At 72.9% G+C, this 26,471-nt stretch carries 24 protein-coding genes and 1 pseudogene; 5 read left to right on the top strand and 20 right to left on the bottom strand.

All coding sequences use genetic code 11. The features are described from left to right. Positions 1-307: 307 nt before the first annotated feature. Positions 308-1,486, bottom strand: coding sequence for a DUF5685 family protein (locus ACIQZN_RS28130; protein WP_403999473.1), 1,179 nt, complete (start codon positions 1,484-1,486; stop codon positions 308-310). A gap of 365 nt (positions 1,487-1,851) precedes the next feature. Between ACIQZN_RS28130 and ACIQZN_RS28125 the strand changes: the two genes are divergently transcribed. Beyond that, on the top strand, positions 1,852-2,295 hold the full coding sequence (locus ACIQZN_RS28125) for a cell division protein SepF (protein WP_403999471.1): 444 nt from the start codon (positions 1,852-1,854) through the stop codon (positions 2,293-2,295). Positions 2,296-2,310: 15 nt separating this feature from the next. Here ACIQZN_RS28125 and ACIQZN_RS28120 read toward each other — a convergent pair whose 3' ends face one another. Continuing rightward, entirely contained in the window at positions 2,311-3,522 is a 1,212-nt protein-coding gene (locus ACIQZN_RS28120) for an acyl-CoA dehydrogenase family protein (RefSeq protein WP_403999468.1), read from the bottom strand. A gap of 65 nt (positions 3,523-3,587) precedes the next feature. Then, complete coding sequence (locus ACIQZN_RS28115) at positions 3,588-5,309, bottom strand: MFS transporter (protein WP_403999465.1); 1,722 nt, start codon at positions 5,307-5,309, stop codon at positions 3,588-3,590. Between the two features lie 466 nt (positions 5,310-5,775). Between ACIQZN_RS28115 and ACIQZN_RS28110 the strand changes: the two genes are divergently transcribed. Beyond that, on the top strand, positions 5,776-6,813 hold the full coding sequence (locus tag ACIQZN_RS28110) for a phosphatase PAP2 family protein (RefSeq protein WP_403999462.1): 1,038 nt from the start codon (positions 5,776-5,778) through the stop codon (positions 6,811-6,813). A 67-nt stretch (positions 6,814-6,880) separates the two neighbouring features. Here ACIQZN_RS28110 and ACIQZN_RS28105 read toward each other — a convergent pair whose 3' ends face one another. Beyond that, entirely contained in the window at positions 6,881-7,096 is a 216-nt protein-coding gene (locus tag ACIQZN_RS28105; protein WP_403999459.1) for an I78 family peptidase inhibitor, read from the bottom strand. Positions 7,097-7,718: 622 nt separating this feature from the next. Here ACIQZN_RS28105 and ACIQZN_RS28100 point away from each other — a divergent pair. Both ACIQZN_RS28100 and ACIQZN_RS28095 read left to right on the top strand, forming a co-directional pair. Beyond that, a complete protein-coding gene (locus ACIQZN_RS28100; protein WP_403999456.1) occupies positions 7,719-8,501 on the top strand; it encodes a hypothetical protein in 783 nt (260 codons plus the stop codon). A gap of 152 nt (positions 8,502-8,653) precedes the next feature. Then, positions 8,654-8,989 carry a hypothetical protein gene (locus tag ACIQZN_RS28095; protein ID WP_403999453.1) on the top strand — a complete coding sequence of 112 codons (336 nt, stop codon included), beginning with the start codon at positions 8,654-8,656 and terminating at the stop codon, positions 8,987-8,989. 73 nt (positions 8,990-9,062) lie between these two features. Here the strand turns inward: ACIQZN_RS28095 and der are convergent, their stop codons facing one another. The 5 genes from der to aroH form a co-directional block, all read right to left on the bottom strand. Beyond that, positions 9,063-10,532 carry a ribosome biogenesis GTPase Der gene (der, locus tag ACIQZN_RS28090; RefSeq protein ID WP_403999450.1) on the bottom strand — a complete coding sequence of 490 codons (1,470 nt, stop codon included), beginning with the start codon at positions 10,530-10,532 and terminating at the stop codon, positions 9,063-9,065. Positions 10,533-10,596: 64 nt separating this feature from the next. Continuing rightward, the gene (locus ACIQZN_RS28085) at positions 10,597-11,259 is read right to left on the bottom strand and encodes a lysophospholipid acyltransferase family protein (protein ID WP_403999447.1); all 663 of its coding nucleotides are present in this window, start codon (positions 11,257-11,259) and stop codon (positions 10,597-10,599) included. After that, positions 11,256-11,972: a (d)CMP kinase gene (cmk, locus tag ACIQZN_RS28080; protein ID WP_403999444.1), complete on the bottom strand. Its 717-nt coding sequence runs from the start codon at positions 11,970-11,972 to the stop codon at positions 11,256-11,258. Before cmk ends, ACIQZN_RS28085 begins: the two co-directional genes overlap by 4 nt. Before the next feature lie 325 nt (positions 11,973-12,297). Beyond that, positions 12,298-13,383 carry a prephenate dehydrogenase gene (locus ACIQZN_RS28075; protein ID WP_403999441.1) on the bottom strand — a complete coding sequence of 362 codons (1,086 nt, stop codon included), beginning with the start codon at positions 13,381-13,383 and terminating at the stop codon, positions 12,298-12,300. Continuing rightward, positions 13,380-13,742: a chorismate mutase gene (gene aroH, locus ACIQZN_RS28070; RefSeq protein ID WP_376457408.1), complete on the bottom strand. Its 363-nt coding sequence runs from the start codon at positions 13,740-13,742 to the stop codon at positions 13,380-13,382. Before aroH ends, ACIQZN_RS28075 begins: the two co-directional genes overlap by 4 nt. Positions 13,743-13,871: 129 nt before the next feature. Here aroH and ACIQZN_RS28065 point away from each other — a divergent pair, with 129 nt between their 5' ends. Continuing rightward, positions 13,872-14,573 carry a DNA polymerase beta superfamily protein gene (locus tag ACIQZN_RS28065; RefSeq protein ID WP_403999437.1) on the top strand — a complete coding sequence of 234 codons (702 nt, stop codon included), beginning with the start codon at positions 13,872-13,874 and terminating at the stop codon, positions 14,571-14,573. Here ACIQZN_RS28065 and ACIQZN_RS28060 read toward each other — a convergent pair. From ACIQZN_RS28060 to ACIQZN_RS28010, 11 genes and pseudogenes are all read right to left on the bottom strand, one after another. After that, positions 14,562-15,345, bottom strand: a pseudogene (locus ACIQZN_RS28060) (DNA polymerase beta superfamily protein). The gene ACIQZN_RS28065 and the pseudogene ACIQZN_RS28060 sit on opposite strands and share 12 nt — an antisense overlap. Positions 15,346-15,461: 116 nt before the next feature. Continuing rightward, complete coding sequence (locus ACIQZN_RS28055; RefSeq protein ID WP_403999434.1) at positions 15,462-16,196, bottom strand: NUDIX hydrolase; 735 nt, start codon at positions 16,194-16,196, stop codon at positions 15,462-15,464. Next, positions 16,193-17,272: an AAA family ATPase gene (locus ACIQZN_RS28050; RefSeq protein WP_403999432.1), complete on the bottom strand. Its 1,080-nt coding sequence runs from the start codon at positions 17,270-17,272 to the stop codon at positions 16,193-16,195. Before ACIQZN_RS28050 ends, ACIQZN_RS28055 begins: the two co-directional genes overlap by 4 nt. Next, complete coding sequence (gene pnuC / locus ACIQZN_RS28045; protein ID WP_403999430.1) at positions 17,269-17,919, bottom strand: nicotinamide riboside transporter PnuC; 651 nt, start codon at positions 17,917-17,919, stop codon at positions 17,269-17,271. The genes ACIQZN_RS28050 and pnuC overlap by 4 nt, the downstream gene beginning before the upstream one ends. 130 nt (positions 17,920-18,049) lie before the next feature. Further along, a complete protein-coding gene (locus ACIQZN_RS28040; RefSeq protein ID WP_403999427.1) occupies positions 18,050-19,213 on the bottom strand; it encodes a pseudouridine synthase in 1,164 nt (387 codons plus the stop codon). Next, positions 19,213-19,854 carry an SMC-Scp complex subunit ScpB gene (gene scpB / locus ACIQZN_RS28035; protein ID WP_403999424.1) on the bottom strand — a complete coding sequence of 214 codons (642 nt, stop codon included), beginning with the start codon at positions 19,852-19,854 and terminating at the stop codon, positions 19,213-19,215. The genes ACIQZN_RS28040 and scpB overlap by 1 nt, the downstream gene beginning before the upstream one ends. After that, positions 19,851-20,807: a segregation and condensation protein A gene (locus ACIQZN_RS28030; RefSeq protein WP_403999422.1), complete on the bottom strand. Its 957-nt coding sequence runs from the start codon at positions 20,805-20,807 to the stop codon at positions 19,851-19,853. The genes scpB and ACIQZN_RS28030 overlap by 4 nt, the downstream gene beginning before the upstream one ends. 95 nt (positions 20,808-20,902) lie before the next feature. Continuing rightward, on the bottom strand, positions 20,903-21,487 hold the full coding sequence (locus ACIQZN_RS28025) for a hypothetical protein (protein ID WP_403999733.1): 585 nt from the start codon (positions 21,485-21,487) through the stop codon (positions 20,903-20,905). Next, entirely contained in the window at positions 21,484-22,602 is a 1,119-nt protein-coding gene (locus ACIQZN_RS28020) for a ParA family protein (RefSeq protein WP_073968097.1), read from the bottom strand. The genes ACIQZN_RS28025 and ACIQZN_RS28020 overlap by 4 nt, the downstream gene beginning before the upstream one ends. Before the next feature lie 367 nt (positions 22,603-22,969). Further along, entirely contained in the window at positions 22,970-24,085 is a 1,116-nt protein-coding gene (gene ald, locus ACIQZN_RS28015) for an alanine dehydrogenase (RefSeq protein ID WP_403999730.1), read from the bottom strand. A 142-nt stretch (positions 24,086-24,227) separates the two neighbouring features. Then, positions 24,228-26,291, bottom strand: a complete 2,064-nt coding sequence (locus ACIQZN_RS28010; protein WP_403999419.1) for a tetratricopeptide repeat protein — start codon at positions 26,289-26,291, stop codon at positions 24,228-24,230. Positions 26,292-26,471: the final 180 nt, after the last annotated feature.

Raw genomic sequence — 26,471 nt, 5'->3', positions numbered from 1 at the left:
GGGGCGGGCTGTCAAGCCTGTCCACACTGTGAGCACTACGTCTCAAGGCAGTTGACGGGACATCGGACGACTGTTCCACTGGGGCCATGCAATCGCAGCAGTGGCTGGTCAAGCGCTCCCACATCGACTTCGGTCGCGTGTGGTCCTGTTCCTGTTGAGCCGACGCCCTGCTCTCCGCGCCCGCCCCACCCTTGTCCAGGCGCGTCCTCGCACGTCCGGCACAGCAGCACACCCTCCCCTCGCTCCGTCCCGCTCCGCCCTGCCGCGGAGCGGGACGCAGGCGTGACGGCGTACAGGTGACACCGCCTCAGCAGTCGCAGCCGCAGTCACAGCCGTCGCAACCGTCACAGCAGCTGCAGCAGTCGCAGCAGTTGCTGCACGCGTCGCAGCCGTCACAGCAGTCCCCGCAGTCGCACTGGCTGCACAGCCCCTCGCGCCGCTGACGCGACCAGGGGTCCTCGAAGGTGCCGCAGCACATCTGGCAGGTGCAGGCGAGCCCGGCCCACACCAGGCAGCCCACGACGAGCCCGCGCCGGTCGCGCGGCGGCTCGGGCGGCCGGGGCCCGGAGGGTCCGCCCGGTCCCGTGGGCGCGTACGGATTGCCCGGCGGCGGCCCGAAGGAGCCCGTGGGTGCCGTTCCTGACGGTTCGCCGGACGCGGTCAGCAGTCCGCCGGACCGGTGGGAGCAGACGTCCGTGGCGAAGGCGCGGTCCACCGAGCGCCGCAGTTCGTGGGTCAGCAGCACATGGGCGAGCCGGCCGTCGGTGAACTCCGCGTCCGCCAGCGCCAGCCGTACGCCCTTCAGCGCGTCGTCGGCCAGCCGCCGGGCCTCGGCGCGCGAGGTGCCGGTCGCGGTGAGCGGGTTCCAGGCACCTGACGCGGCGTCGGCTTCCTGGTCCTCGACGGCGTCCAGCAGGTGCGCGAGGCGTCCGAAGAGGCGTCCGGCCTCGGCGAGCGGTTCGGCGTTCTCCGGCTTGCCCGCGAGGACGGCGGTGTGCGCGAAGGCCGCGGCGGTGGCGGTCTCGGTGGGCTCGGTGACCGTCAGCAGCGGGGTGCCGGGTCCGGCGAGGAGTTCGATGCCGGTCTGCCGGTCGACGGCGTCGACCAGGACCGCGGTGTCGAAGCCGAGCCGGGCGCCGGTGCGGGCCCCGGCCCGGTCCCAGCTCGCCGCGACCTTGCGGGCCGCCGCGGCGACCGGGCGGCGCGCCAACAGGCCGTCCCGGTCGGCGACGTGGTCCCGTACCTTCGCCGAGGCGAGCACCAGCGAGACGGCGGCGGCCAGCCGGGCGCCCTCGCCGCGCGCGACGGGCGCGGTGCGCATGGAGCGCAGCGGGCAGGGCCCGGCGGTGCGGCGCTGTGCGGGGGTGCGCTCGGTCTGAGCCTCCGTCAGGACCGAGACGATCAGGCCGTCGTAGTTGGTGACGACCCGGGCGAACTGCCCGTGGTCGGAGCGGAGCGCCAGGCAGAGCCCGCAGAGATGGGCCATCCACTCGGTCTTGAGCCTCTCGGAGAGGCGATGCGTACAGGGCCTGACTATTCCGAACACGGCCGTCCCCCGGTTTTCGTTCGCGTGTGTGCCGCGCTCGGGCGCGGATGCGACGGCATCGTACCGAGCGGCCCGTTCACCCGTACGTCCCCCATGTCACCCGTACGGCCCGGAGATCATATTTTCTTTCTTCAGGCCCCCTTACCCGTACGAAACCTGACGAATCGCCACATCCTCTGCACCAGTACCGTCACGAATGCCCTGCGCGCCGCCTATCCCCTTGGCGCACGATCCGCATCATGGACGACCATAGGGATACGAAAGAGATGCGGAACACCAAGGAACCGCGGTGAGAGGAGGCGTCCATGGGATCGGTGCGCAAGGCGAGTGCCTGGCTGGGCCTCGTAGAGGACAACGACGAGCGGTACTACGACGACGACGAGTACGCCGAGGGTGCACGGACCGGTACCGGTCAGGCGTGGGTGACCGATCCCCGGGTTCGGGTGGCCTCCGAGAGCGCTCAGGAGACGGGCCGCAGGATCGCCACCGTGACCCCGGACAGCTTCCGGGACGCCCGCGCCATCGGCGAGCTCTTCCGGGACGGCGTCCCGGTGATCATGAACCTCACGTCCATGGACTCCGCCGACGCCAAGCGCGTGGTGGACTTCGCCGCGGGCCTGATCTTCGGACTGCGCGGGTCGATCGACCGCGTCGCCACCCGCGTCTTCCTGCTGACCCCCGCCGACACCCAGGTGATGAACGGCGAAGCCGCCGGCCGGCCGGCCGACGGCTTCTTCAACCAGAGCTGACCGCCCTCCGGGCGCTCATCGGAACGCGTCCAGACCGGTGAGCGCCTTCCCCAGGACCAGCTGGTGCATCTCCACGGTCCCCTCGTAGGTGAGGACCGACTCCAGATTGGTCGCGTGCCGCATCACCGGGTACTCCAGCGAGATCCCGTTGGCGCCGAGGATCGTGCGCGAGGTGCGGCAGATCTCGATGGCCTCCCGCACGTTGCTCAGCTTTCCGAAACTGACCTGCTCGGGGCGCAGCCGCCCCGCGTCCATCCGCTGCCCGAGGTGGTGGGCGAGCAGGATGCCCTTGTGCAGCTCGACGGCCATGTCGGCCAGCTTGGCCTGGGTGAGCTGGAAGCCGCCGATCGGCTTCCCGAACTGCTCCCGGGTGCGCGCGTAGTCGACGGCCGCCTCGAAGCTGGACCGGGCCGCGCCCATGGCGCCCCAGACGATGCCGTAGCGGGCGTGGCTCAGACAGCTGAGCGGGCCGCGCAGCCCGGTGACCCCGGGCAGGACGGCGTCGGCGGGCAGCCGCACCTCGTCCAGGATCAGTTCGCTGGTGACCGAGGCGCGCAGCGACCACTTGTGCCGGATCTCGGGCGCGGAGAAGCCCGGCGAGTCCGTCGGGACGACGAAGCCCCGGATGCCGGTGCCGGCCGTCCCCTCGTCGGTCTGCGCCCAGACGACCGCGACCCCGGCGACCGAGCCGTTGGTGATCCACATCTTGCGGCCGCTGAGCACCCAGTCCTCACCGTCGCGCTTGGCGTACGTGCGCATGGCGGCCGGGTCCGATCCGTGGTCGGGCTCGGTGAGACCGAAGCAGCCGATGGTCTCGCCCGCCGCCATGCCCGGCAGCCACCGCTGCTTCTGCTCCTCGGAGCCGTAGCGGTGGATCGCGTACATGGCGAGTGAGCCCTGTACGGAGACGAGCGAGCGGATGCCGGAGTCGGCCGCCTCCAGCTCCAGGCAGGCCAGCCCGTACTGGACGGCCGTCGCGCCGGCGCAGCCGTAGCCCTGGAGCGACATGCCGAGTGCGCCCAGGGAGCCCAGTTCGCGGGCCAGCTCGCGGATGCCGGGCAGCTCGCCGTTCTCGTACCACTCGGCGATGTACGGCAGGACGCGGTCGGCGGCCCAGGTGCGGACGGTGTCGCGGATCGCGAGGTCCTCGGGGCTCAGCAGGTCGTCGACGCCGATCGGGTCGCGGGGGTCGAAGGGCGGGAGCTTCGAGGTGGGGGCGGTGGACATGAGGGTGTGCCTCCGGCGGCTCGCACGGTACCGATGTCGGTGAGGTGACTCAAAAACTAGCAGCGTTAGTTACGGTGCCGTGCCGACGTTACGACCCGGTGTGCCGGACGTCCAGGGTGTCCCGAGCCCGCCCCGCCCGGCCGGCGCCGCGCGGGCACCCGGGGCTGCGCGTCGGGCCGGTCCACGGCCTCGCGCGGCGGCGCGTCGTCCGGGCGCTCCGCCGCCCGGGGTTCGCAGAGCTTCGGGGCGCACTCCATCGCCCGGGGCAGCCGCAGCGCGGCGAGCGCCCCGAGCAGCAGGAGCCCCGCGCTGACCAGCAGCGTCACATGCAGCCCGTCGATGAAGGCGTCCCGGGCCGTGGTGCGCAGGACGGCGCCGAGCGGCCCGCCCAGGTGAGCGGCCTCCTGGTACGCCTCGCCGAGCGAGTGGGCGGCCCCGGCGGCCGCCGACGCGGGGACGCCGTCGGCGTGCAGCCCCGCGAGACCGGGCGTATAGGCGGCGTTCATCACGCTGCCGAGGAGCGCTATGCCCATCCCGGCGCCCAGCTGGTAGGAGGTCTCCCCGATCGCGGCCGCCCCGCCCGCCCGGTCGGCTGGGGCCTCGCTGAGCATCGACTCGTATGCGCCGAACAGCGTGGACTGGAGGCCGAAGCCGAGGGCCACGAAGGCGGCGGCCAGCAGGGCGGGCCGGTCGTCGCGGCCCATCACGGTCAGGCTCAGCACCGAGGCGGCCGTCAGGACGAAGCCCCAGCCGACCATCCGGCGCGGCCCGACCCGGCGCAGCGTGTGCGAGCCGGTGGCGCCGGCGGCCATCGCGGCGAAGGTGAGCGGCAGCAGCCGGAGGCCGGTCTCCAGGGGGCTGAGGCCCAGGACGAGCTGGAGGTACTGGACGGCGACGAGCTCCAGGCCGACCAGGGCGAGCATGGCCAGGACGATGCAGCCCACGGCGGCCGAGAAGGCGGGCCTGGTGAACATGCCGATGTCGATCAGCGGGTGGGTGCGCCGTTTCTGGCGGCGCACGAAGGCGGCGAGCAGGACGGCCCCGAGCAGCAGCGGCACCAGGGTCGCCGGACCGGTCAGGCCCTCGCCGGTGCCGGCCCGCTTCACGCCGAGGACCACCCCGAGCACCCCGGCGGCGGCCATCAGCGCGCCGAGCACGTCCCAGGGTCCGTCGTCGTTGCCCCGGGACTCGGGGAGCAGCAGCCGGCCGACCGGGAGGATCAGGGCCATCAGCGGGATGTTGATCAGGAAGACCGAGCCCCACCAGAAGTGCTCGACCAGGAAGCCGCCGATGACGGGCCCGGTGGCGGCGCCGACGGCGGCCACGGCGGACCAGACGCCGATCGCCACGGCCCGTTCGCGCCGGTCGGGGAAGACCTGGCGCAGGATCGAGAGGGTGGCGGGCATGATCATCGCCCCGCCGACGCCGAGCAGCGCCCGCGCCGCGATGAGCACGCCCGCGCTGTCGGCCAGGGCGGCGACGGCCGAGGCGACGCCGAAGAGGGCGTACCCGAGCAGCAGGACGCGCCGGCGTCCGACCCGGTCGCCGAGGGTGCCGAAGAGGATCAGCAGCGAGGCGCAGACGAGCGGGTAGGCGTCCACGATCCACAGCAGTCCGGCGGCGCTGGGCCGCAGGTCCTCGGTGACGGCGGGGACGGCCACGTGCAGCACGGTCGCGTCGAGCGCGACGAGCAGCAGGCTGAGGCAGAGGACGACGAGGACGACCCAGCGGTTGGCACCGTCGGCGGCTGCGCGCAGGCGGATTCGGGCGGTGGGCGTCCCGGTCATGCATCTACCTCCCAGATGGTCCCTCGCTCTCGGCGGGCCCACGGGACTCGGTGGTCCGGGCCCGGCATCGACGGGCGAGTGATCCGCCAGCGTACGCGAGTTCGGCGGGGCCACACGTGGTCCATCTCATACCGTCCGACCCGGCGGAGTGTGGCGTACGCCACTGCGCGCACGGCCCGGCGCCGCCGCTCGACCCCCCGCCCGAAGCCGTACGGTAACCGGACTGACACCCTCCGTTCCGCTCCGCCGCACCGTGGATAAACACACTTCGAGAACCCCAGAATTCTTCGCAAGTGTCAGCGAATTACTTGTCGAACTGGTATCGCATAACGGGCCGAAAAGAATAGGGGAGTTATTCAGGCACCCTGGAAAAACCCGGCGGCTGAGACATACTCCACATCACATCGTCATCACAAAGCGCCCGGATCGACAGGCGCGCCCACTCACTCGCTGTAACGTCGATTGGGTGCGTACCGACATCTTCGCCCGGCTGGACCGGGAGCCGGAACCGCCGAAGATAGAGACACCGCGGATGAGCCGTCACCGCATCGCTCTCTTCGGCGGGACGTTGGCGTTCTATCTGGCCATCGTCGTTGCCGTGCTCATGTCGTCCTGGCTGGTGGCCCTGGACTGGAAGGTCATGCTCTTCCGGCCCTACCAGCAGTGGCCCGAAATCCACGCCGCCCTCGACTACTACGTGGTCCTCGGCCAGCGCGGGCCCACCGCGGTCATGGTCGCCTGCTGGCTCGGCTGGCGCTCCTGGCGGCAGCACACCCTGCGTCCGCTGCTGACGCTCGGCGCCTCGCTGCTGCTGCTCAACCTGACGGTGGGCGCGGTCAAGATCGGCCTCGGCCGGCTCGGCCCGCACTACGCGACCAGGATCGGATCGGCCGAGCTCTTCGCCGGCGGCGATATATTTCCCTCCGGCCACACCGCCAACGCGGTCGTGACCTGGGGCATCCTCGCCTACCTGGCCGCCACCCCGAGGGCCAGGCGCTATCTGTCGGCCATGTCCGCGATCGTCTCGCTCGGCGTCGGCCTGACGACGGTCTACCTCGGTACGCACTGGCTGAGCGATGTGCTCCTCGGCTGGGCGGCGGGCCTGCTGATCCTGCTCGGCCTGCCCTGGGTGGAGCCGCTGATCACCCGCGCCGAGGACTGGATCTTCGCCGCCCGTGCCCGGCTCGGCGCCCCCGGCAGCCGCCCCGTGGCTCCGGCGCCCGTCGCCGACGCCCCGGCGCCCGTACCGACCGCACAGCCGTCCGCGCAGCCCGCCGCACAGCCGCCCGCCGAGGAGCCGGCGGCGCAGGGCCCGGGGCGCGGCCAGACCGGGCGGCCTCCGGCCGCGAGCGGCCGCCCGCGCGCCCATCCGGCGCCGGCCGCGGCCCACGCGGTGCGCTCCGAGCGGTCGCCGGTGACGCCGGCCGGCAGCCGGCGCCCGCCGCACGCGGACCGCGCGCCGCGCGGGGGCACGGCTCCGGCCCGGCCGGTCGCCGGCGGCTGATCCCGGTGTACGCGAGAGGGGCCCCGACCGGACGTGGTCGGGGCCCCTCTCGCGTACACCGGGGGTCTCAGCCGGTCCAGCAGCGCCTGACGACGCCGCCGTCGACCTCGAAGTTGATCCGGCCGGCCTGGAACTCCATGGTGATGACCGTGCCCGGCGCCAGGGCCCGCACGGTGGACCAGCCGTGCTCCCGGGCCCGCTGCTCGGCGGTCTCTGCGGAGAGCCCCACATAAGCGCCGGTGGCGTCGTCGGGCTGGGCGGGAGGAGTCGGTATGGGTGCCATACCTCTCACCGTAGGCGCCCGGGTGCGGAGGCGGTAGCGGGGGCCGCGCGCGGGCCCACGGCATCCTCACGTCCCTCACCGGTCACACTTGTGTCACAGGATCCCGACACGTGTTCCCCGTGACCCCCTTCACCCGAACGTGCGATTCACAACCGGACGCACAGTAATCGCACAGGCCCATGGACGATCTTCCGACCGGCGGGAAAACGGCGGGGATTTCCACCCGGGGGCGAGGCCGAATTCCTGGCGGGAAAACGTTCCGCAAAGGCGGGCTTCGCCGGTAATTCACCCTCCCTTATCGCACCCTTATCCCCGGGACCGACAGACATACCATCGGACGGGCCCTCCCGTGGTCGGCGGACCGTATAGCGGACAACCCGGTTCCGCGCATTCCGGCGCGCGGCCGGGGAGCCGTCCGCACCCCGCGCCCACCCCGCGCACGCCCCTCCACGCCCGTCCGCGCGGGCGGTTTCCTCCCCCTTTGTCGGCCGGCCCCCCGCCCTCCCGGCGCGCCCGGGCCCGATTCCGTACGGCTTCCCGCGTGACCCCGGCAGCGGCTCGCCCGTTGTCATCTCTGAGCCGGGAACCGCCCGGCGCACGTACCGAGTTCGAGGAGCCACCCGTGCCGCGCATGCTCGACGTCAGCGAGGACGTACGCGCCGAGATCGGCGACGCCGAAGCCGATCGGCTGCTCGTCGGCGACAACGCCCCGGGCAGTTACGACTGCACCTCCTGCCGCACCCCCGGCGACTCCGAGCAGGAGCGCACCAGCACGGTGCTGTTCGTCGGCGACGAGACCGCCGTGCTCGCCTTCGCCCACGCCAGCTGCATCCCCTCGCAGGTCGTCCAGGTCGCCGAGGAGCAGCTCCAGGGCGCCGTCCGCAGCATCACCGCCGGCGACGGGGGCGAGCCGGAGCGGATCGTCCCCGAGCAGGCCGTCCTCGGCATCACCAGCGGCCTCGTCCTGATCGACGACGAGCTGCACCCGGCCCTGGTCGTCGAGCCGACCGGCGCGATCGCCCGCCCCGGGACGGACGGCCGGGACGGCGACCAGTTCCTCCAGCTCCTCCTGGAGCAGGGCTTCCAGCCGGTCCACCGCATGGAGCAGGTGCCGGAGGTGCTGCACGGCTGGTCGATCCTGCTCGCCATGGGCCAGCTGCACGCCGTGCTCCAGCCCGGTACGGGGGGCGGCACCCCGGTCGCCTGGTGGCAGGCGCACGCGCCGCTCCAGGTCACCGAGGGCTGGCGGACCGCCGCCAACAAGTCGCAGACCGTGCTGGTCTACGCCGCCCCGGCGGGCTCCATCGGCCAGCAGCCCCGCGAGGACCTGCTGCGCGACGCGCTGGAGAAGGCGTCGGCCGCCGGGCTGCTGGTCGCCGCCGCCATGCCGCTGGCCGGGACCTGACGGTGACCGCGCATCCGGAGCGCCGGCGGCGAACAGTTGTCTTTCCGACGGGTGTTTCTCCGGCGGGCCCGCATCCGACGGCCGACGAGGTCGTTGGCACCTACGTGCACTCATACGACCCCTCCCACCAGCGTCCGAGCCCGATCCCTGCGATGCGTCCCGCGCAGGACCCCTCGGGCGGCCCGTCCCACACCCCGATCTACGACGCGCTGTACTCCGAGTACCGCCGCTCGTTCCGGGCGTTGCCGGGTGACCGGACCGGCGAGGAGAGTCTCGGCCTCCAGGCGCTCGGCCTCGGCCTCTTCGGCTCACGCGCCCCGCTGCGCGGCCACTCGGGCCACTCCTCGCCCGGCGGTACGGCGACGGCGGCGGGCGACCGCTCCGGCACGGGCGGCCGCTCCGGGAGCCTCGGCGGCTGGCAGCGGGTGGGCCGGCACGCGGGGCGCACCCGGCCCGCGGCCCTGCCGCCCGGCTCACGGGACGCCTGACCTCCCGTACGTACGACGCAGCCCCGGACCGCTCGGTGATCGAGCGCTCCGGGGCTGCGTCGTACGGCAGGGGTTACTTCTTGCGGCCCCGCTTCTCGCGGACCCGGACCGAGATGTGGATCGGGGTGCCCTCGAAGCCGAACTCCTCGCGCAGGCGGCGCTCCACGAAGCGCCGGTAGCCGTGCTCCAGGAAGCCGGAGGAGAAGAGCACGAAGCGCGGCGGCTTGGTGCCGGCCTGGGTGCCGAACAGGATGCGGGGCTGCTTGCCGCCCCGGACCGGGTGCGGGTGGGCGGCGACGATCTCGCCCAGGAAGGCGTTGAGCCGGCCGGTCGGGACGCGGGTCTCCCAGCCGTCGATCGCGGTCTCGATCGCCGGGACCAGCTTCTCCATGTGGCGGCCGGTGCGGGCCGAGACGTTGACCCGGGGGGCCCACGCGACCTGCGCGAGCTCCGTCTCGATCTCGCGCTCCAGGTAGTAGCGGCGCTCCTCGTCCAGCGTGTCCCACTTGTTGAAGGCGAGCACGACGGCGCGGCCCGCCTCCACGGCCATGGTGACGATGCGCTGGTCCTGGACGCTGATCGTCTCGCTGGAGTCGATCAGGATGACCGCGACCTCGGCCTTCTCCAGGGCGGCGGCGGTACGCAGCGAGGCGTAGTAGTCCGCGCCCTCCTGGAGGTGGACGCGGCGGCGGATGCCGGCCGTGTCGATGAACTTCCAGGTGACGCCGCCCAGCTCGATGAGCTCGTCCACCGGGTCACGGGTGGTGCCGGCCAACTCGTTGACGACGACGCGGTCCTCCTTGGCCACCTGGTTCAGCAGCGAGGACTTGCCGACGTTCGGGCGGCCGATGAGCGCGATGCGGCGCGGGCCGCCGACGGCCGTGCCGAAGGACTGCGGCGGGGCCTCGGGCAGGGCCTCCAGGACGGCGTCGAGCATGTCGCCGGTGCCGCGGCCGTGCAGCGAGGAGACCGGGTGCGGCTGGCCGAGACCGAGCGACCACAGGGCGGTGGCGTCCGCCTCGCCGCTCTGCCCGTCGACCTTGTTGGCGCAGAGCACGACGGGCTTGCCGGCCCGGCGCAGCAGCTTGACGACGGCCTCGTCGGTGTCGGTGGCGCCGACGGTGGAGTCCACCACGAAGACGACCGCGTCGGCCGTCTCGATCGCGTACTCCGCCTGGGCGGCGACGGAGGCGTCCAGGCCGAGGACGTCCTGCTCCCAGCCGCCGGTGTCGACGACCTTGAAGCGGCGGCCGGCCCACTCGGCCTCGTAGGTGACGCGGTCGCGGGTGACGCCCGGCTTGTCCTGGACGACGGCCTCGCGGCGGCCGATGATCCGGTTCACCAGGGTCGACTTGCCGACGTTGGGCCGGCCGACGACGGCGAGGACGGGGAGCGGTCCGTGACCGGCCTCACCGAGCGCGCCCTCGACCTCCTCGGGGTCGAACCCTTCCTGCGCGGCGAGCTCCATGAACTCCGCGTACTCGGCATCGCCAAGCTCTCCGTGCTCGTGGTCCGAGCCGCCGGAGTGAATCTGGTCGTTCATGAAGTCCGTTCCTCTTTGCATCATCATCGATGGACCGCGCAGCGCGCGCTCCACTACTCAAGTCTTACCCGGTGCGCCCGGTGAGGCGCCCGGCGTGCTCCAGGTGGCCGGTCAGCCGGGCCTGGATGCGCAGCGTGGCCTCGTCCAGCGCCTTGCGCGTACGCCTGCCGCTCCCGTCGCCCGCCTCGAAGGCTTCTCCGAAGACGACGTCCACGCGGCTGCGCAGCGGAGGCAGTGCCGATATCAACCGTCCGCGGCGCTCGGTGCTTCCCAGGACGGCCACGGGGACGATCGGCGCCCCGCTCCGCACCGCGAAGTACGCGAGCCCGGCACGCAGCGAGGCGAAGTCTCCTTCGCCCCTGGTGCCCTCGGGGAAGATCCCGAGCACTCCGCCGTCCTCCAGCACGCCGAGCGCGCGGGTGATGGCGGTGCGGTCGGCGGTCGTACGGTCCACCTCCAGCTGCCCGATTCCGCGCAGGAACGGGTCCAGGGGGCCGACGAACGCCTCTTTCTTGATCAGGAAGTGGACGGGCCGGGGCGCGGTGCCCATCAGCATCGGCCCGTCGATGTTGTGCGAGTGGTTCACCGCGAGTATGACGGGTCCGGCGGCCGGGACCCGCCAGGCACCGAGGACGCGGGGCCTGAAGAGCCCGTACATCAGCCCGATCCCGATGCCGCGCCCGACCGCCGCACCACGCGGCGAGGGCGCGCTCGTGGCGTCGGTCACTTCGCGGCCCGCTTCTCCCCGACGAGGGTGACGACGCACTCGATGACCTGCTGGAGCGTCAGCTCGGTGGTGTCCACCTCGACCGCGTCGGCCGCCTTGGCGAGCGGGGAGGTCTTGCGGCCGGAGTCGGCCGCGTCCCGCTTGATCAGCGCCTCCTTGGTGGCGGCGAGATCGGAGCCCTTGACCTCGCCGCTGCGGCGGGCGGCGCGGGCCTCCGGCGACGCGGTGAGGAAGATCTTGATGTCGGCGTCCGGCAGCACGGTGGTGCCGATGTCGCGACCCTCGACCACGATGCCCTTCTCGGCCTCGGCGGCGATGGTGCGCTGGAGCTCGGTGATCAGGGTGCGCACCTCGGGGACGGCGCTCACGGCGCTGACCTTGGAGGTGACCGCCTGGGTGCGGATCGGGCCGGAGGCGTCCTCGCCGTCGACGGTGATCGTCGGGGCGGCCGGGTCGGTGCCGGAGACGATGACGGGCTTGGCGGCGGCGGTGGCGACCTGCGCGGCATCGTGCACGTCGATGCCGTTGTTCAGCATCCACCAGGTGATGGCGCGGTACTGGGCGCCGGTGTCCAGGTAGCTGAGGCCGAGCTGGGCGGCGACGGCCTTGGAGGTGCTGGACTTGCCGGTGCCGGAGGGGCCGTCGATGGCGACGATCACTGCGGCCGGGGCGGTCCGGACGGCGGCGCTTACGGTTTCCACGGTGGTGGACACCTTCCTGGTGCTCGGGGCGGGCTGGGCGGGACGCGTGAACCCGCCCCGCACAAGGTTACCGAGTGCGGGGAGGGGTCCGGTCACCCCTGTGGACAAGTGTGCGACCGGTTAGGTCCTTTCCTTTGGATCAGGCCGGATCAGGGAGCGGGGCCTGGTGCCGTGCATCGCAAGGCGGAGGATTGAGGCAGATGGGGTCTCCCCTGCTCGAACGGAGTTGAGAGCTTGGGGAAGGAGCGTTGGTGATTGACGACAACGCCGCGAGGTGCGGTGCCAGGCCCCGCGAGCCCGGCCTGGTCCAAAGGAAAGGGCCTAGTCTCCCACGGTCCTACTGACGGATGGACCAGCCCCGCTCGCGGAGGGCCGCCGCCAGGACGGGGGCGGCGCTGGGTTCGACCATGAGCTGGACGAGACCGGCCTGCTGGCCGCTGGCGTGCTCGATGCGGACGTCCTCGATGTTGACCCCGGACCGGCCCGCGTCGGCGAAGATGGCGGCCAGCTCGCCGGGCCGGTCGCTGATCAGGACGGCGACCGTCTCGTACGAGGCCGGGGCGGCGCCGTGCTTGCCGGGCACCCGGACGCGGCCCGCGTTGCCCCGGCTCAGGACGGAGCGGATGCCCTCGGTGCCCGCGCGCCGCTTCTCCTCGTCGGCGGACTGGAGCCCGCGCAGCGCGGTCACCGTCTCCTCCAGGTCGGCGGCGACGCCCGCGAGGACGTCGGCGACGGGGCCGGGGTTGGCGGACAGGATCTCGACCCACATGCGCGGGTCCGAGGCCGCGATCCGGGTCACGTCCCTGATCCCCTGCCCGCACAGCCGCACCGCGCTCTCGTCGGCGTCCTCCAGGCGCGCCGCGACCATCGAGGAGATCAGCTGCGGGGTGTGCGAGACGAGCGCGACGGCCCGGTCGTGGGCGTCGGCGTCCATGACGACCGGGACGGCCCGGCAGAGCGCGACCAGCTCCAGGGCGAGGTTCAGCACCTCGGTGTCGGTGTCCCGGGTCGGGGTGAGCACCCAGGGCCGCCCCTCGAAGAGGTCGGCGGTCGCGGCGAGCGGCCCGGAGCGCTCCTTGCCGGCCATGGGGTGCGTGCCGATGTACGGGGTGAGGTCGGTGCCCAGCGCCTCCAGCTCGCGGCGCGGGCCGCCCTTGACGCTGGCGACGTCGAGGTAGCCCCGGGCGACCCCGTCGCGCATGGCGGCGGCGAGCACGGTCGCGGTGTGGGCCGGCGGGACGGCGACGACCGCCAGGTCGACGCGGCCCTCGGGGGGCTCGTCCGTACCGGCGCCGAGCGCGGCGGCGGTCCTGGCGGACTCGGGGTCGTGGTCGACCAGGTGGACGGTGACGCCCCGGCCCGCGAGGGCGAGGGCCGCGGAGGTCCCGACGAGGCCGGTACCGATGACGACGGCAGTTCTCACTGGGCGATGTCCTTGCGCAGGGCGGCGGTGGCGCCGAGGTAGACGTGGTTGATCTCGGCCTTGGACAGATAGGTCTCTACGTGCGCCAGGACGCGGACCACCCGGGGCATGGCGCCCTCGATGTCCAGTTCCTGGGCGCAGATCAGCGGTACGTCGGTGATCCCGAGGGAGCGCGCGGCGGCGGCCGGGAAGTCGCTGTGCAGGTCGGGCGTGGCCGTGAACCAGATGCTGATGAGGTCGTCCGCGACGAGTTCGTTGCGCTCCAGCACGGCGGTGAGCAGGGCACCGACCCGCTCGTGCAGGTGCCCGGTCTCGTCCCGGTCCAGCTGGACGGCGCCCCGGACCGCTCGTACCGCCACGTCGTGCTCCTCGCTCGTTCCGTACCGCTTCGTGCTCAGGAGATCAGCGTAGAGGGGCGGCGGGGTCCCGTGCCCGCCCGCCCTATTTATGAGACGCGCCCACGCCCGGTCCTCGCGTAGCCTCCCGGCATGATCACGCCGACCGACGAGGACCTGGTGCGCCGCCACACGGTGTACTCCTGTGTGATGGGGTCGCGCGCCTTCGGTCTCGCCACGGAGGACAGCGACACCGACCGGCGGGGCGTGTTCCTGGCACCGACCCCGCTGTTCTGGCGCTTCGAGAAGCCGCCCACGCACATCGAGGGCCCGGCGGACGAGCAGTTCTCCTGGGAGCTGGAACGCTTCTGCGAGCTGGCCCTGCGCGCCAACCCGAATGTGCTGGAGTGCCTGCACTCGCCGCTCGTCGATTACGTGGACGACACCGGCCGGGAGCTGCTGGCCCTTCGCGGCGCCTTCCTCTCCCGCCGGGCGCACGACTCGTTCGTACGCTATGCCCTGGCCCAGCGCCGCAAGCTGGAGGCGGACGTCCGCCTCCACGGCGCCCCGCGCTGGAAGCACGCCATGCACCTGCTGCGCCTGCTGGCGAGCTGCCGGGACCTGCTCCGCACCGGCGAACTGACGATCGAGGTGGGCGAGGCCCGCGAGGCCCTCCTCGCGGTCAGGCGCGGCGAGGTCCCCTGGCCGGAGGTCGAACGCCGCATGACCCGCCTCGCCACCGAGAACGACGAGGCGGCGCCCACCTCTCCCCTGCCGCCGGAGCCCGACCGGGCGCGCGTCGAGGACTTCCTCGTCCGCACCCGCCGGACATCGGCGGCGGCCTCAGCGCTCTGAGAGCCGGGCCCGCACCACGAGGTCGTGGAGCGCGTCGTAGCCGCCCGCCCCGTCCGGAAGCTCCGACGCCTCCTGCGCCGCGTCGAGCACCCCGTGCAGCGCCGCGACGTCCCGGCCCACGGCCGCCGCGTCCACACCGTCCGCTCCCCCGTGCTCGGCCTCCGCCTTGGCCGCGATGAGGCCGGGCAGGTAGCCGGGAGCGTCCACCCGCGCGAGGAGCGTCGGCAGGTGGGCCAGCACCTCACCGCTGCGCATCAGATGGATACCCGGTGAGCAGCGCCCGGAAGGTGTACAGCAGCGGCTTGAGCTCACCGGTGCGCTCGAAGAGCCGCCACTGCGTGTTGGCGAACCCCCGGTAGTGGTGGGCGTGGTTGCGGGTGAGCACCTGCGGGGCGAGGGCCACCAGCTCGGCGTGCAGCGGGGTGGTGTGCACGATGAGCGGCGAGAGCAGCTGTTCCAGCACGTAGCCGTTGGGCTTCAGCATCAGCCGGACGAACTTGCGCAGGTCGTGCGTGACGAGGTCCATCTCCACCCCGTCCCGGTCCCACATCCGCGTACGGGTCTCCTCGGGCTCCCGCAGCCCGACGAGGTCCTCCGCAGGCAGCAGATGCACCCCGCGCATGTCAACGTCCGAATCCCGGGACGGGAAGCCGTACAGGTGCGCCCCGGAGACCGTGGCGAACAGCAGCGGGTGACGTTCGCCGGCGAGGACCGGGCCGAGGTCGGTGACCGGCAGCCCGGCGTCGTGGAGGGTTGAGGCGTTGCGAGGCATGGCTCAAGCGTCCCAGAGGACCCCCGGCTCCTGCGGGCCCCCCTGCATGCCGACGGCAGCCATCGGCGCGAGCCCGAGCAGCGCGCCGGTCGCGGCCCTCTTCGTACGGGTCGTGGTCATGCTGGGCGTCCTTCCGGTCGCAGGAGCGGGGGGTGCAGTGCGGTGGCGTCGCCCGCGCGGTAGAGGGCGGCCGGTTTGCCGCGGCCGCCGGTGCGGCGGGGGGCGCCTTCGGCGGGCTGCACGAAGTCCGGGGTCGCGAGGACCTTGCGGCGGAAGTTGGGGCGGTCGAGCTCGACGCCCCAGACCGTCTCGTAGACCTGTTGCAGCTCGCCCAGGGTGAAATGCGGCGGGCAGAACGCGGTGGCCAGGCAGGTGTACTCCAGCTTGGCGCCGACCCGGTCGCGGGCGTCCGCGAGGATGCGGTCGTGGTCGAAGGCGAGCGGGCCCGTCCGGGCCGCGTCCCACCACCGCGCCCCCGCCGCGTCACCGCCGCCGCGCGGCTCGGGCAGGTCCGGGACGAGGGCGGTGTGGGCGACGGAGACGACGCGCATCCGGGGGTCGCGGTCCGGGTCGCTGTAGGTGCGCAGCTGCTCCAGGTGGAGGCCGGAGACGGTGTCGTCGCTCAGCCCGGTCTCCTCGGCCAGCTCGCGGCGCGCGGCGGCCCCGGCGGACTCGCGGGGCAGCAGGAAGCCGCCGGGGAGCGCCCAGTGGCCCTTGTACGGTTCCGCGCCGCGTTCGACCAGCAGGACGTGCAGCCGGGAGGCGCGGACCGTGAAGACCGCCAGGTCCACGGTGACCGCGAACGGCTCGAAGGCGCTCGGGTCGTAGCCCTCGGGGGCGGCGGCGCTCATCGGTGCTCCGGGAGGGGCGCGGCGAAGTCCCAGCCCTCGGCGAGCAGCGCGTCGACGGCCTCGACCGCGCGGGCCAGGCGCGTCTCACGGCTGCCGGTCACCTCGATGAAGGTCCGGCCGGTACGGGTGAGCTCGGCCCGGAAGCGGTCGGTCATCCAGGGCCGCAGCTCCTCGCCGTCGCGCAGCCCGTCGTCCTCGAAGGCGACGCCCTCGTGGTCGGTGAGCAGCCAGAGGTGGTGGCGGGCCCGGTCCGCGACGCGCTCGACGAGGGGGTTGCGCCCGCCCACGTACCGCTCGTGCCAGACGGTCGTCGCGAAGGAGTCCGTGTCGCAGAAGAGCACCGGGGAACCGGTGCGGGCGGCCTCCTCCTCGCGGGCGTTCTGGACCTCGGCGATGTGCGGGAAGTCGTGGGTGGCGAGGGTGACGTCCTCCCACTGGGCCCGGGGCCACCGCTCGCGCAGCTCGGCCAGTCTCCGTTCGCTGAACTCGCGCCCGTACTCGGCCACGTACCCCGTGTGCGCCCAGATCCCGCCGCGCTGCCGGTAGTGGGCGGCGAGCGCGCGGGCCAGCGTGGTGGTGCCGGTGGACTCCGCGCCGAGGACGACGACGCGGCGGGCGAGCGCCGCCCGCACCGGCGCTTCGAGGAAGCCCCAGCAGCCGGCCGGGTCCGCGCGGACGGCGGTGCCGGAGACGGGGTACGCGGTGCGGTCGGGGTCGACGCGGACGGACTCGGCGCCGAAGCGGCGGGCCAGTTCGTCCCCGTACGACTCCGAGGTGAAGACGGCGTCCACGCGCTCGGGCACCGCGGCGGTGAAGACGGCCATGTGGGCGTCCCAGATCGCCGGGTCGTGGAGGTCCATGCGGGTGTCATCGACGGCGCCGACCACCGTCACGTCGGGGTGCGCCTCGCGCATCCAGGCGACCCGGTCGGCGAGCGGGACGGACTCCACCGAGGCGGCGCAGACGAGGACGGTGAGCCGGTCGCAGCGGGCGGCGGCGGTGCGGACGAGGTGGTGGTGGCCGGCGTGCGGCGGGTAGAACTTGCCGAGCACGAGTCCGTGCGGGTAGCGCTTCATGCCAGGGTCTCCGCAGGTCGCGGGGTGGATGCGGTGAGGTCGCGGCGCCAGTTGCGCAGGCCGATCAGGCACAGCGTCAGGAAGCCGATGTACAGCAGCGAGGTCAGGTACAGCTCCTTGTACGCGTACAGCGGGATGTACACGAGGTCGGCGGCGATCCACAGCCACCAGGACTCGACCAGCTTGCGGCACTGCCCGTAGGTGGCGGCGAGCGAGAGCGCGGTGGTCAGCGCGTCCCAGAACGGCACGGTCGAGTCGGTCGCCCGGTCCAGCAGGACCGTCAGCGCCGCGGTCCCCACCGCCCCCGCCGCGAGCAGCCAGGTCCACTCGGTGCGCGTGGTGCGCCGCACCGGCAGATCCGTCCCTGGTCCACCCCCGTGGGTCCAGGTCCACCAGCCGTACGCGGCGAGGGCGATGAAGACGATCTGGAGTCCGGCGTCGGCGTACAGGCCGGACTGGGTGAACAGCAGGATGAAGAAGAGGTTGTTGGCGATGCCGATCGGCCAGTTGGCGAGGTGCTGGCGGGCCACGAGCCAGACGCACAGCGCGCCGCTGCCGAAGCCCAGCACCTCGGTCCAGCTGACCGGGGTGTCCAGGACCGTCACCAGGGGCTGCTGCAGGGGATCGAGTATGTCCGCGAGACTCACGCCCGCCTCCTTAATGGTCAGTATGACTATAAAGGCTCGGCCGGGCATGCGAAAGGCCCGCGGCCGGTTCCCCTCCGGAAAATTCCGGGGAACCGGCCGCGGGCCTTCGCGTGCTGCTTACGGGGACGGGCTACAGGCCGACCTCGCGCATCAGCATGCCCACCTCGGTGTTGGTCAGCCGGCGCAGCCAGCCCGACTTCTGGTCGCCCAGCGCGATCGGGCCGAAGCCGGTGCGCACGAGCCGGTCGACGGGGAAGCCCGCCTCGGCCAGCATGCGGCGCACGATGTGCTTGCGGCCCTCGTGCAGGGTCACCTCGACCAGGTAGTTCTTGCCGGTGTTCTCCACGACGCGGAAGTGGTCGGCGCGGGCGTAGCCGTCCTCCAGCTGGATGCCGTCCTTGAGCCGCTTGCCCAGGTCGCGCGGGAGGGGGCCCTGGATGGCCGCCAGGTACGTCTTCTTCACGCCGTACTTGGGGTGGGTGAGACGGTGGGCCAGCTCGCCGTGGTTGGTGAGCATGATGATGCCCTCGGTCTCGGTGTCCAGCCGGCCGACGTGGAAGAGCCGCGTCTCGCGGTTGGTGACGTAGTCGCCGAGGCACTGGCGCCCGTCCGGGTCCTCCATGGAGGCGACGACACCGGCCGGCTTGTTCAGCGCGAAGAACAGGTAGGACTGGGTGGCGACGGTCAGCCCGTCGACCTTGATCTCGTCCTTGTGCACGTCGACGCGCATGCCCTGCTCGACGACGATCTCGCCGTTGACCTCGACCCTGCTCTGCTCGATCAGCTCCTCGCAGGCGCGGCGCGAGCCCATGCCGGCGCGGGCCAGGATCTTCTGCAGCCGCTCGCCCTCCTGCTCGGCGCCCGGGTGCGTCTTGGGGGTCTTGATCTCGGGCTTGTTCGCGTACCGGTCGCGGTTGCGCTGCTCGATCTTGGCGTCCAGCTCGCGCGGGCGCGCCGGGGCGCCGTACGGGCCGCGCCGGGCGCCGCCCTTCGCGCCGCCGCCCTGCGGGCTCTTCGGGCCGCCCTTGGCGCCGCCCCGGGCCGCCGCGCCGCGCCCCTTGCGGGCACCGCCGTCGGCGCCGGGCTTGTCGGAGCCCACGTCGTAGCGGCGCTCCTCGGGCCTGGGCTTGCGGGGGCGCTCCTCGTTCCGGCGGTCCTCGCGCTCGGAGCGGGGGGTCCGCGCGTTCGGGTTGCTGTTCCTGCCGGTGCCGCTGTTGTTCCTGCCGCTCCGGCCCCCGCCGCTGCCGCCGCTCCTGCCGCCGCCGCTTCCGCTGTTCCTGCCACTGCTTCGCATCAAAAGTCCGTCTTGTCGTCTGCGTGAGTTTCCGGGGTGTCCGGTGCGTCCGGATCGAACGACGGCACACCCTCTGGCGTCTCGGCCTCGATCGCGTCCGCCTCGGGGAGGAAGGGCGCGAGCTCCGGGAGCTCATCCAGGCCACGCAGGCCCATCCGCTCCAGAAAGTAGTTCGTCGTCCTGTACAGGATCGCACCTGTTTCGGGTTCCGTGCCCGCCTCCTCGACCAGGCCCCTCTGGAGCAGGGTCCGCATGACCCCGTCACAGTTCACCCCGCGCACCGCCGAGACCCGCGACCGGCTCACCGGCTGCCGGTACGCGACGACCGCCAGGGTCTCCAGGGCGGCCTGGGTCAGCCGGGCGTGCTGGCCGTCCAGGACGAAGCCCTCGACCGCCGCCGCGTACTCGGGCCGGGTGTAGAACCGCCAGCCGCCCGCGACGAGCCGGAGGTCGAAGCCGCGCCGCTGCACGGTGTACTCGTCGGCCAGCTCCCGCAGCGCGGCGGCCACGGCCCGCCGGGGGCGCTCAAGGACCTTGGCCAGGTGCTCCTCGGTGGCGGGCTCGTCCACGACCATGAGGACGGCCTCCAGGGCGGGCTTGAGGTCGAGGTCCGCGACCGCGGAGCCGGTGGGGTCCGTCATGGCGTCTCCTCGGGGGTTGCGGAGGCGTCCGGCGCCTCCTGGTCGAATTCGTCCGTCACGACGGGCTCGGCCCCCGCCTCACCGGCCCAGCGCACCATCAGCTCGCCGAGCGCCACGTCCTGGTCCAGGGCGACCGCCTTCTCCCGGTACAGCTCCAGCAGGGCGAGGAAGCGGGCGACGACGGTGAGGGTGTCCGGCGCGTCCTCGGTCAGCGCCCGGAAGCTCATCTCGCCGGCCTCGCGGACCCGGGCGATCACGATGCCAGCCTGCTCGCGCACGCTGACCAGGGGGGCGTGGATGTGGTCGACGTACACCTGCGGCGCGGGCTTCGGCTGCATCGCCTTCACGGCCAGCCTGGCGAAGCCCTCGGCGCCGATGCTGATGACGACGTCCGGCAGCAGTGCGGCGTGGTGCGGTTCGAGGCCGACGGTACGGGGGTAGCGGCGGCTCTCCGCGTCGAGCCGGCCGCTGAAGATGTCGGCGACGCGCTTGTACGCGCGGTACTGGAGGAGCCGCGCGAAGAGCAGGTCCCTGGCCTCCAGCAGCGCGAGGTCCGCCTCGTCCTCCACCTCCGCGGCGGGGAGCAGCCGGGCGGCCTTCAGATCGAGGAGGGTCGCGGCGACCACCAGGAACTCGGTCGTCTGGTCCAGGTCCCAGTCGGGGCCCATCGCCCGGATGTGGGCCATGAACTCGTCGGTGACCTTGGACAGGGCGACCTCGGTCACATCCAGCTTGTGCTTGGAGATCAGCTGGAGGAGCAGGTCGAAGGGGCCCTCGAAGTTCGCGAGGCGCACGGTGAAGCGGCCGTCGTCGGGGGCGGGTGCCGCTTCGGGGGCCTCAGCCGGCTCGGGTGGCTCCTCCGGCGCGGGCGGCTCGACGGGCACGCCCCCCGCCCCCGGTCCGCGCCCCAGGGGGCGGCGGGCGGTGCGGGCGGGCTCGTCGGGTGTCGGCATGGAGATCCAGGGTGCGCGGGGCGGGATACGGCGGCGGGCGGCGGCCCGTACGGAAGGGGGCATGCCTCCCGGGCAGGCTACCGGCGCCGTACCGGTCAGCGGCCGCGCAGCCGTCGTACGAGGATGCTCGCGTCGCCGCGCGATTCCAGGTCCGCCAGGACGACGGCGACCGCCTCGCGGACGATCCGGCCCCGGTCCACGGCGAGGCCGTGCTCGCCGCGCAGGACGAGGCGCGCGTGCTCCAGGTCCATCAGCTCCTCGGCGGAGACGTAGACCGTGATCTTCTCGTCGTGGCGCTCGCGGCCGCTGGGCCGCCGGTTCGCACCGCGTCCGCCGCCGCGCCGGCGCTGCTGCTGCACGACGGGCGCCGGGGCGGGTTCGGCGGGCTGCTGCGGGCGGCGGCCGGCCTGGGCGGCGACGGCGACCCGGTCGGCATCGGCGGTCCGGCTGCGCGAGTCGCCCGCGTCGGCGCCGGCCGCCGCGTGCTCCGGGCGCGCGGGGGCGGTACCGGGGTCCGGGGCGGTCTCCCCCGGCGCCTCGGCCCCGGGGTCGTTCTCGTCGGCCGGGGCCGGGACCCGGGCCTCGCCGTTCGCCTTGCGCCTCCGCTCGGCGGGCGACGAGGACTGGAGCCCCATCCCCCCGGTCGTACGGAACAGTTCGTCGGCCCCGGGCAGACTCACTCGGCGTGACACCGGGCGAGCACCTCCCTGGCGAGCTGACGATAGGCGGCGGCACCGACCGAGTTGGAGGCGTACGTGGTGATGGGCTCACCGGCGACCGTGGTCTCCGGGAAGCGGACCGTGCGCCCGATGACCGTGTGGTAGACGTGGTCGTCGAACGCCTCGACCACCCGCGCCAGGACCTCGCGGCTGTGCACCGTACGGGAGTCGTACATGGTGGCGAGGATGCCGTCGAGCTCCAGCTCCGGGTTGAGCCGCTCCTGGACCTTCTCGATCGTCTCGGTGAGCAGCGCCACCCCGCGCAGCGCGAAGAACTCGCACTCGAGCGGGACTATCACCTTGTGCGCGGCGGTCAGCGCGTTCACCGTGAGCAGGCCGAGCGAGGGCTGACAGTCGATCACGATGTAGTCGTAGTCGGCCATCAGCGGCTTCAGGGCGCGCTGGAGCGTGGACTCGCGGGCCACCTCGCTGACGAGCTGCACCTCGGCGGCGGAGAGGTCGATGTTGCTGGGGAGCAGGTCCATGTTGGGGACCGCGGTCTTCAGCAGGACCTCGTCGGCCGCCATGCCCCGCTCCATGAGCAGGTTGTAGACGGTGAGGTCGAGCTCCATCGGGTTGACCCCGAGGCCGACCGAGAGGGCGCCCTGCGGGTCGAAGTCGACCAGCAGGACACGCCGTCCGTATTCGGCCAGCGCGGCACCCAGGTTGATGGTCGACGTGGTCTTGCCGACGCCGCCCTTCTGGTTGCACATCGCGATGATCTTCGCGGGGCCGTGGTCGGTCAGCGGGCCCGGGATCGGGAAGTAGGGCAGGGGGCGGCCGGTCGGGCCGATCCGCTCGCGGCGCTGCCGGGCGGCGTCCGGGGCGAGCGTGGCCGCGTACTCCGGGTCGGGCTCGTACTCGGCGTCGGGGTCGTAGAAATGCGCCTGAGGCGTCTCGGCGAAGTCGGCGAGGGGGGCGGTGTCCCGGCCACTCTCGTTGCCGGCCATGGCGTTCACGTGTAGGCCGTCCATCATCTGGGGGGCTGTCGTCATGTGCTGGTGGGTGGCGAAGGTGCGGACAGCGACGGAGCCGACAGCCTCCAGCCCGTTCGGGCTCTGGCCCCGTGCAGGCATCCCTGGTTGAACACCCCCGGGAGTAATTGTCGACTCATTCACAAGTCGTCTTACCTCCTTGGACGTGACCAGGAACTTATCGATAGGTCAGCGTGGCACCATGCCGACGATTGGCGACTCTATGGCGTGTCCCCTGTCCGCAGCAACACAATCCGCCGGACCCGGCCCGTTGTGTCGGCAATCGAACGCCCCGCTGTCAAGGGCGCGCAACCCTCGGTACACACTTTTCCCGAGTGTACGAAACGGTTAAAGGGTTACGTTCGAGACGAGTTGCTCGGGGGCGCGCACGGCCCCGGCATGCGTCCGGCCGGACCTCGACAGCAAGGTCCGGCCGGACGCACGGAGTTGACGAAGGGGTTGACCCGGGTCAGCCGATGAGCGTGTTCAAGTCGACATGGTCGAGGCCGTGCGCCTCAGCCACCTCGCGGTAAACGACCTGTCCGTCATGGGTGTTGAGGCCCTTGGCGAGTGCGGCGTCACGGCGCAGCGCCTCCGCCCAGCCCCGGTTGGCGAGCTCCACGATGTAGGGCAGCGTCGCGTTGGTGAGGGCGTACGTCGAGGTGTTGGGCACCGCGCCGGGCATGTTCGCGACGCAGTAGAAGACCGAGTCGTGGACCTGGAAGGTCGGCTCGGCGTGCGTCGTGGGGTGCGAGTCCTCGAAGCAGCCGCCCTGATCAATTGCAATGTCGACAAGTACACTTCCGGGCTTCATCTTGGCGACGAGCTCGTTGGTGACCAGCTTCGGGGCCTTGGCACCGGGGATCAGCACGGCACCGACGACGAGGTCGGCCTCGACCACGGCCTTCTCCAGCTCGAAGGCGTTGGAGACGACGGTCTGCACCTTGGTGCCGAAGACCTTGTCCGCCTCGCGGAGCTTGTTGATGTCCTTGTCGAGCAGCGTGACGTGGAAGCCGAGGCCCACCGCGATCTGGGTGGCGTTCCAGCCGGAGACACCGCCGCCGATGACGACGGCGCGGCCGGCCGCCGTACCGGGGACCCCTCCCGGCAGCACGCCGCGGCCGCCGGCCGAGCGCATCAGGTGGTAAGCGCCGACCTGCGGGGCCAGCCGGCCCGCGACCTCGGACATCGGGGCGAGCAGCGGCAGCGCGCGGTTGGCCGTCTCGACGGTCTCGTACGCGATGGCGGTGGTGCCCGACTCCAGGAGCGCGTCGGTGCACGCGCGGGAGGCGGCGAGGTGCAGGTAGGTGAAGAGGGTCTGACCCTTGCGGAGGCGGTGGTACTCCTCGGCGACCGGCTCCTTGACCTTGAGCAGCAGGTCGGCGGCGGCCCAGACCTCGTCGGCGGTGGGCAGGATCTCCGCCCCCGCCGCGACGTACTCCCCGTCCGTGATGGACGAGCCCGCTCCGGCGTTCCGCTCGACGACGACCTGGTGGCCGTGGCGGACGAGCTCATGCACACCGGCAGGCGTGATCGCCACGCGGAACTCGTTGTTCTTCACTTCGCGGGGGATGCCGACCTTCATGTCGATCACGGTCCTTGGCTCAGAGGATAATCCGGGCACAGCAATGCAAAACGGGTGGATGCATCGCATGTGAAGGCACCGCGAAGGGCCGCGGTACAGCCAGTCTAATGAAGGGCTTCCCGCTGTCTAGCCTTGCAAAGCATTATTTTTCTGATGAAGCACTGCCGGTTTCGCAGGCTGCACTCGCTTCGCCCAGCAATCTGTCGGCCGTGCCCCGGTGCAGCCCCGCCGCCGCGGGGTCACCGAGCCGGTCCAGGGTGTCCGCGAGCCGCAGCTCCAGCGCCGCCTGAAGCCGTACGTCCTTGGCCCGCCGCGCCCACTCCACGGCTTCCCGGCAGGTGCGCAGCGACTCCTGCGGGCGGCCCGCGTACTCCTGGACCCGGGCCATCTCGCTGAGGGCCCGCGCCTGGGCGGCGAGGTCGCCGAGCCTGCGGTGGCCCGCCGCCGCGGCCCGCCAGTTCCGCAGCGCCTCGCCGTACCGCCCGGCGTAGGTGTGGACGGTGCCGAGCCGCCCGTACAGGCGCGCCGCCTCGGCCGGCTCGCCCTGGGTGAGGCGCTGGGCGAGCGCCCGTCCGTACCAGTCGGAGGCCCGGTGGTAGTCGCCCAGCTCCGCGTAGGCGCCGCCGACGGACTCCATGGCCCGCCCGGTGGCGTACGGGTCCTTCGCGGCCCGCCCGGCGTCCAGCGCTTCCCGGTAGCGGGCCAGCGCCTCCCCGGTGCGGCCGGTCCCGGCGTCCAGGTCGGCCAGGTTGAGCAGGGCCGCCGCCCGCTCGCGGGGCAGGTCGCGGCGCTCGGCGACGGCCAGCACCAGTCCGTGCAGGGCGTAGAGGTCGGGGGCGGCGGCGTCGGTGCCCTCGTGCGCGGCGAGCGCCCGCACCAGCGCGGCGACCAGGCGGCGGGCCAGCGTGTCCAGCTCCCCGTCCTCGACGGCGATCCGGGCGGCGGCCAGCAGGGCGGGCCTGCGGGCGCGCAGCCAGGCGGCGGCGGTCTCCGGGTCCGGGAAGCGCAGGGTGCGCGGGAGGCCGGCCAGCTTGCGGCGGGACGGCGAGCCCTCGGGGTCCGTGACGGCGCGGCAGGACTGGAGGAGGCGCACGGTGCGCTCCAGCATCCTGGCCCGGGCGAGCTGGATCTCGGCCGGGCGGTCCCGGTCCGCCAGGAGCGCCCGCAGCAGCCCGGCGAGGCAGCCCGGCACCTCGTACTGCGGATCGTCGGTGCCCTCGCGGCGCAGCAGGCCGAGGGTGACGAAGTCGTCCAGGGTGGTCCGGGCGGCCGAGACGGAGCAGCCGGCCAGCGCGGAGGCGGTGTGGGCGTCGGCGAGACCGCCGGGGGCGAGGGCGAGCAGGCGCAGTATCCGGGCGGGGGTGGCCGGCAGGGAGTCGTGGACGAAGCGGAAGGCGCGGGTCAGCGGGCGCGTCCCGGCGGGCGGTTCGGGGTCGTCCGGCAGCGCGCGCAGCTGTCGGCCGGCGTCGGCCACCGAGGTGGTCGGACGGGTGGCGAGCCAGCCGCCGACGAGGACGAGGGCGGCCGGCTGCCCGCCGCACTCCTCGGCCAGGGTCTGGGCGGTCAGGGGGTCGACGGTGATCCTGACCTGGCCGGTGGCGCGGCCGAGGAGTTCGACGGCGGAGCCCGCGTCCAGGCCGCCGATGGTGCAGGGCCGGACGCCGGGGATGCCGGTGAGCGGGCCCTCGGACGTGGCGACGACGAGGCAGTCCGGGTTGTCGGGGAGGAGCGGGTCGACCTGTTCGGCGTCGGCCGCGTCGTCCAGGAGGAGGAGCACCCGGCGGACGGCCAGGGCCTCGCGGACCATTTCGGACAGCTCGTCGGCGTCGGCGCCGGGCGGTCCGGTCAGGCCGAGCCGGCCGAGGAGGTCGCGGGCGGCGCGCTCCGGGGGGACGGGGCCGACGCCGGTCTCGGCGAGCCGGACGCGGAGCAGCCCGTCGGGGTAGTCGCCGGTCTCCAGGAGGCGGCGGGCGAGTTCGGAGGCGAGCGCGGTGCGGCCGGAGCCGGGGCGTCCGGCGATCAGGAGGACCCGGGCGCGGGCGCTGCGGCGGCCGGCCATGGTGTCGAGCCCGGCGCGTTCGATGTCGTCGCGGAGTTCCTTCAACTCGCGTTCGCGGCCGAAGAATCGGGCTGGTTCCGGCGCGGGCGGCTCCTCGGTCCCCGCTGCCTCGGCCGGGCCGCTGGTGTCCACCGCCTGATCCGTCACGGGCCACGCTCCACTTCGCTGACGCGTCGCCCTGCGGGACTCCGGTCAGGGCATTCGAAGCGTAGTTCAGGCGGGTGTCCGGAGAAGGGGGAGCGCGACCCGGGCATCCCCCGATCGGATCAGCATTTTTTACGATCGGGAGATGCGCGGGAGTGACCGTACGGACGGCCTCATCGACTG

It is taken from the genome of Streptomyces sp. NPDC097595, assembly GCF_044761525.1.
Classification (GTDB): domain Bacteria; phylum Actinomycetota; class Actinomycetes; order Streptomycetales; family Streptomycetaceae; genus Streptomyces; species Streptomyces drozdowiczii_A.
Note: the sequence above shows the minus strand (reverse complement) of the source record. Positions and strands in the feature narration are given on the sequence as shown.

Bases quoted from the DNA above. Each gene is read 5' to 3' on its own strand.
- ACIQZN_RS28125 (WP_403999471.1), top strand. From the start codon at position 1,852: ATGGGATCGGTGCGCAAGGCGAGTGCCTGGCTGGGCCTCGTAGAGGAC.
- ACIQZN_RS28095 (WP_403999453.1), top strand. From the start codon at position 8,654: ATGCGTCCCGCGCAGGACCCCTCGGGCGGCCCGTCCCACACCCCGATC.
- ACIQZN_RS28115 (WP_403999465.1), bottom strand. From the start codon at position 5,309: ATGACCGGGACGCCCACCGCCCGAATCCGCCTGCGCGCAGCCGCCGAC.
- ACIQZN_RS28055 (WP_403999434.1), bottom strand. From the start codon at position 16,196: ATGAGCGCCGCCGCCCCCGAGGGCTACGACCCGAGCGCCTTCGAGCCG.
- ACIQZN_RS28120 (WP_403999468.1), bottom strand. From the start codon at position 3,522: ATGTCCACCGCCCCCACCTCGAAGCTCCCGCCCTTCGACCCCCGCGAC.
- ACIQZN_RS28030 (WP_403999422.1), bottom strand. From the start codon at position 20,807: ATGCCGACACCCGACGAGCCCGCCCGCACCGCCCGCCGCCCCCTGGGG.
- ACIQZN_RS28105 (WP_403999459.1), bottom strand. From the start codon at position 7,096: ATGGCACCCATACCGACTCCTCCCGCCCAGCCCGACGACGCCACCGGC.
- ACIQZN_RS28130 (WP_403999473.1), bottom strand. From the start codon at position 1,486: ATGGCCCATCTCTGCGGGCTCTGCCTGGCGCTCCGCTCCGACCACGGG.
- ACIQZN_RS28020 (WP_073968097.1), bottom strand. From the start codon at position 22,602: ATGCCTGCACGGGGCCAGAGCCCGAACGGGCTGGAGGCTGTCGGCTCC.
- der (WP_403999450.1), bottom strand. From the start codon at position 10,532: ATGAACGACCAGATTCACTCCGGCGGCTCGGACCACGAGCACGGAGAG.
- ald (WP_403999730.1), bottom strand. From the start codon at position 24,085: ATGAAGGTCGGCATCCCCCGCGAAGTGAAGAACAACGAGTTCCGCGTG.
- scpB (WP_403999424.1), bottom strand. From the start codon at position 19,854: ATGACGGACCCCACCGGCTCCGCGGTCGCGGACCTCGACCTCAAGCCC.
- ACIQZN_RS28040 (WP_403999427.1), bottom strand. From the start codon at position 19,213: ATGCGAAGCAGTGGCAGGAACAGCGGAAGCGGCGGCGGCAGGAGCGGC.
- ACIQZN_RS28050 (WP_403999432.1), bottom strand. From the start codon at position 17,272: ATGAAGCGCTACCCGCACGGACTCGTGCTCGGCAAGTTCTACCCGCCG.
- ACIQZN_RS28065 (WP_403999437.1), top strand. From the start codon at position 13,872: ATGATCACGCCGACCGACGAGGACCTGGTGCGCCGCCACACGGTGTAC.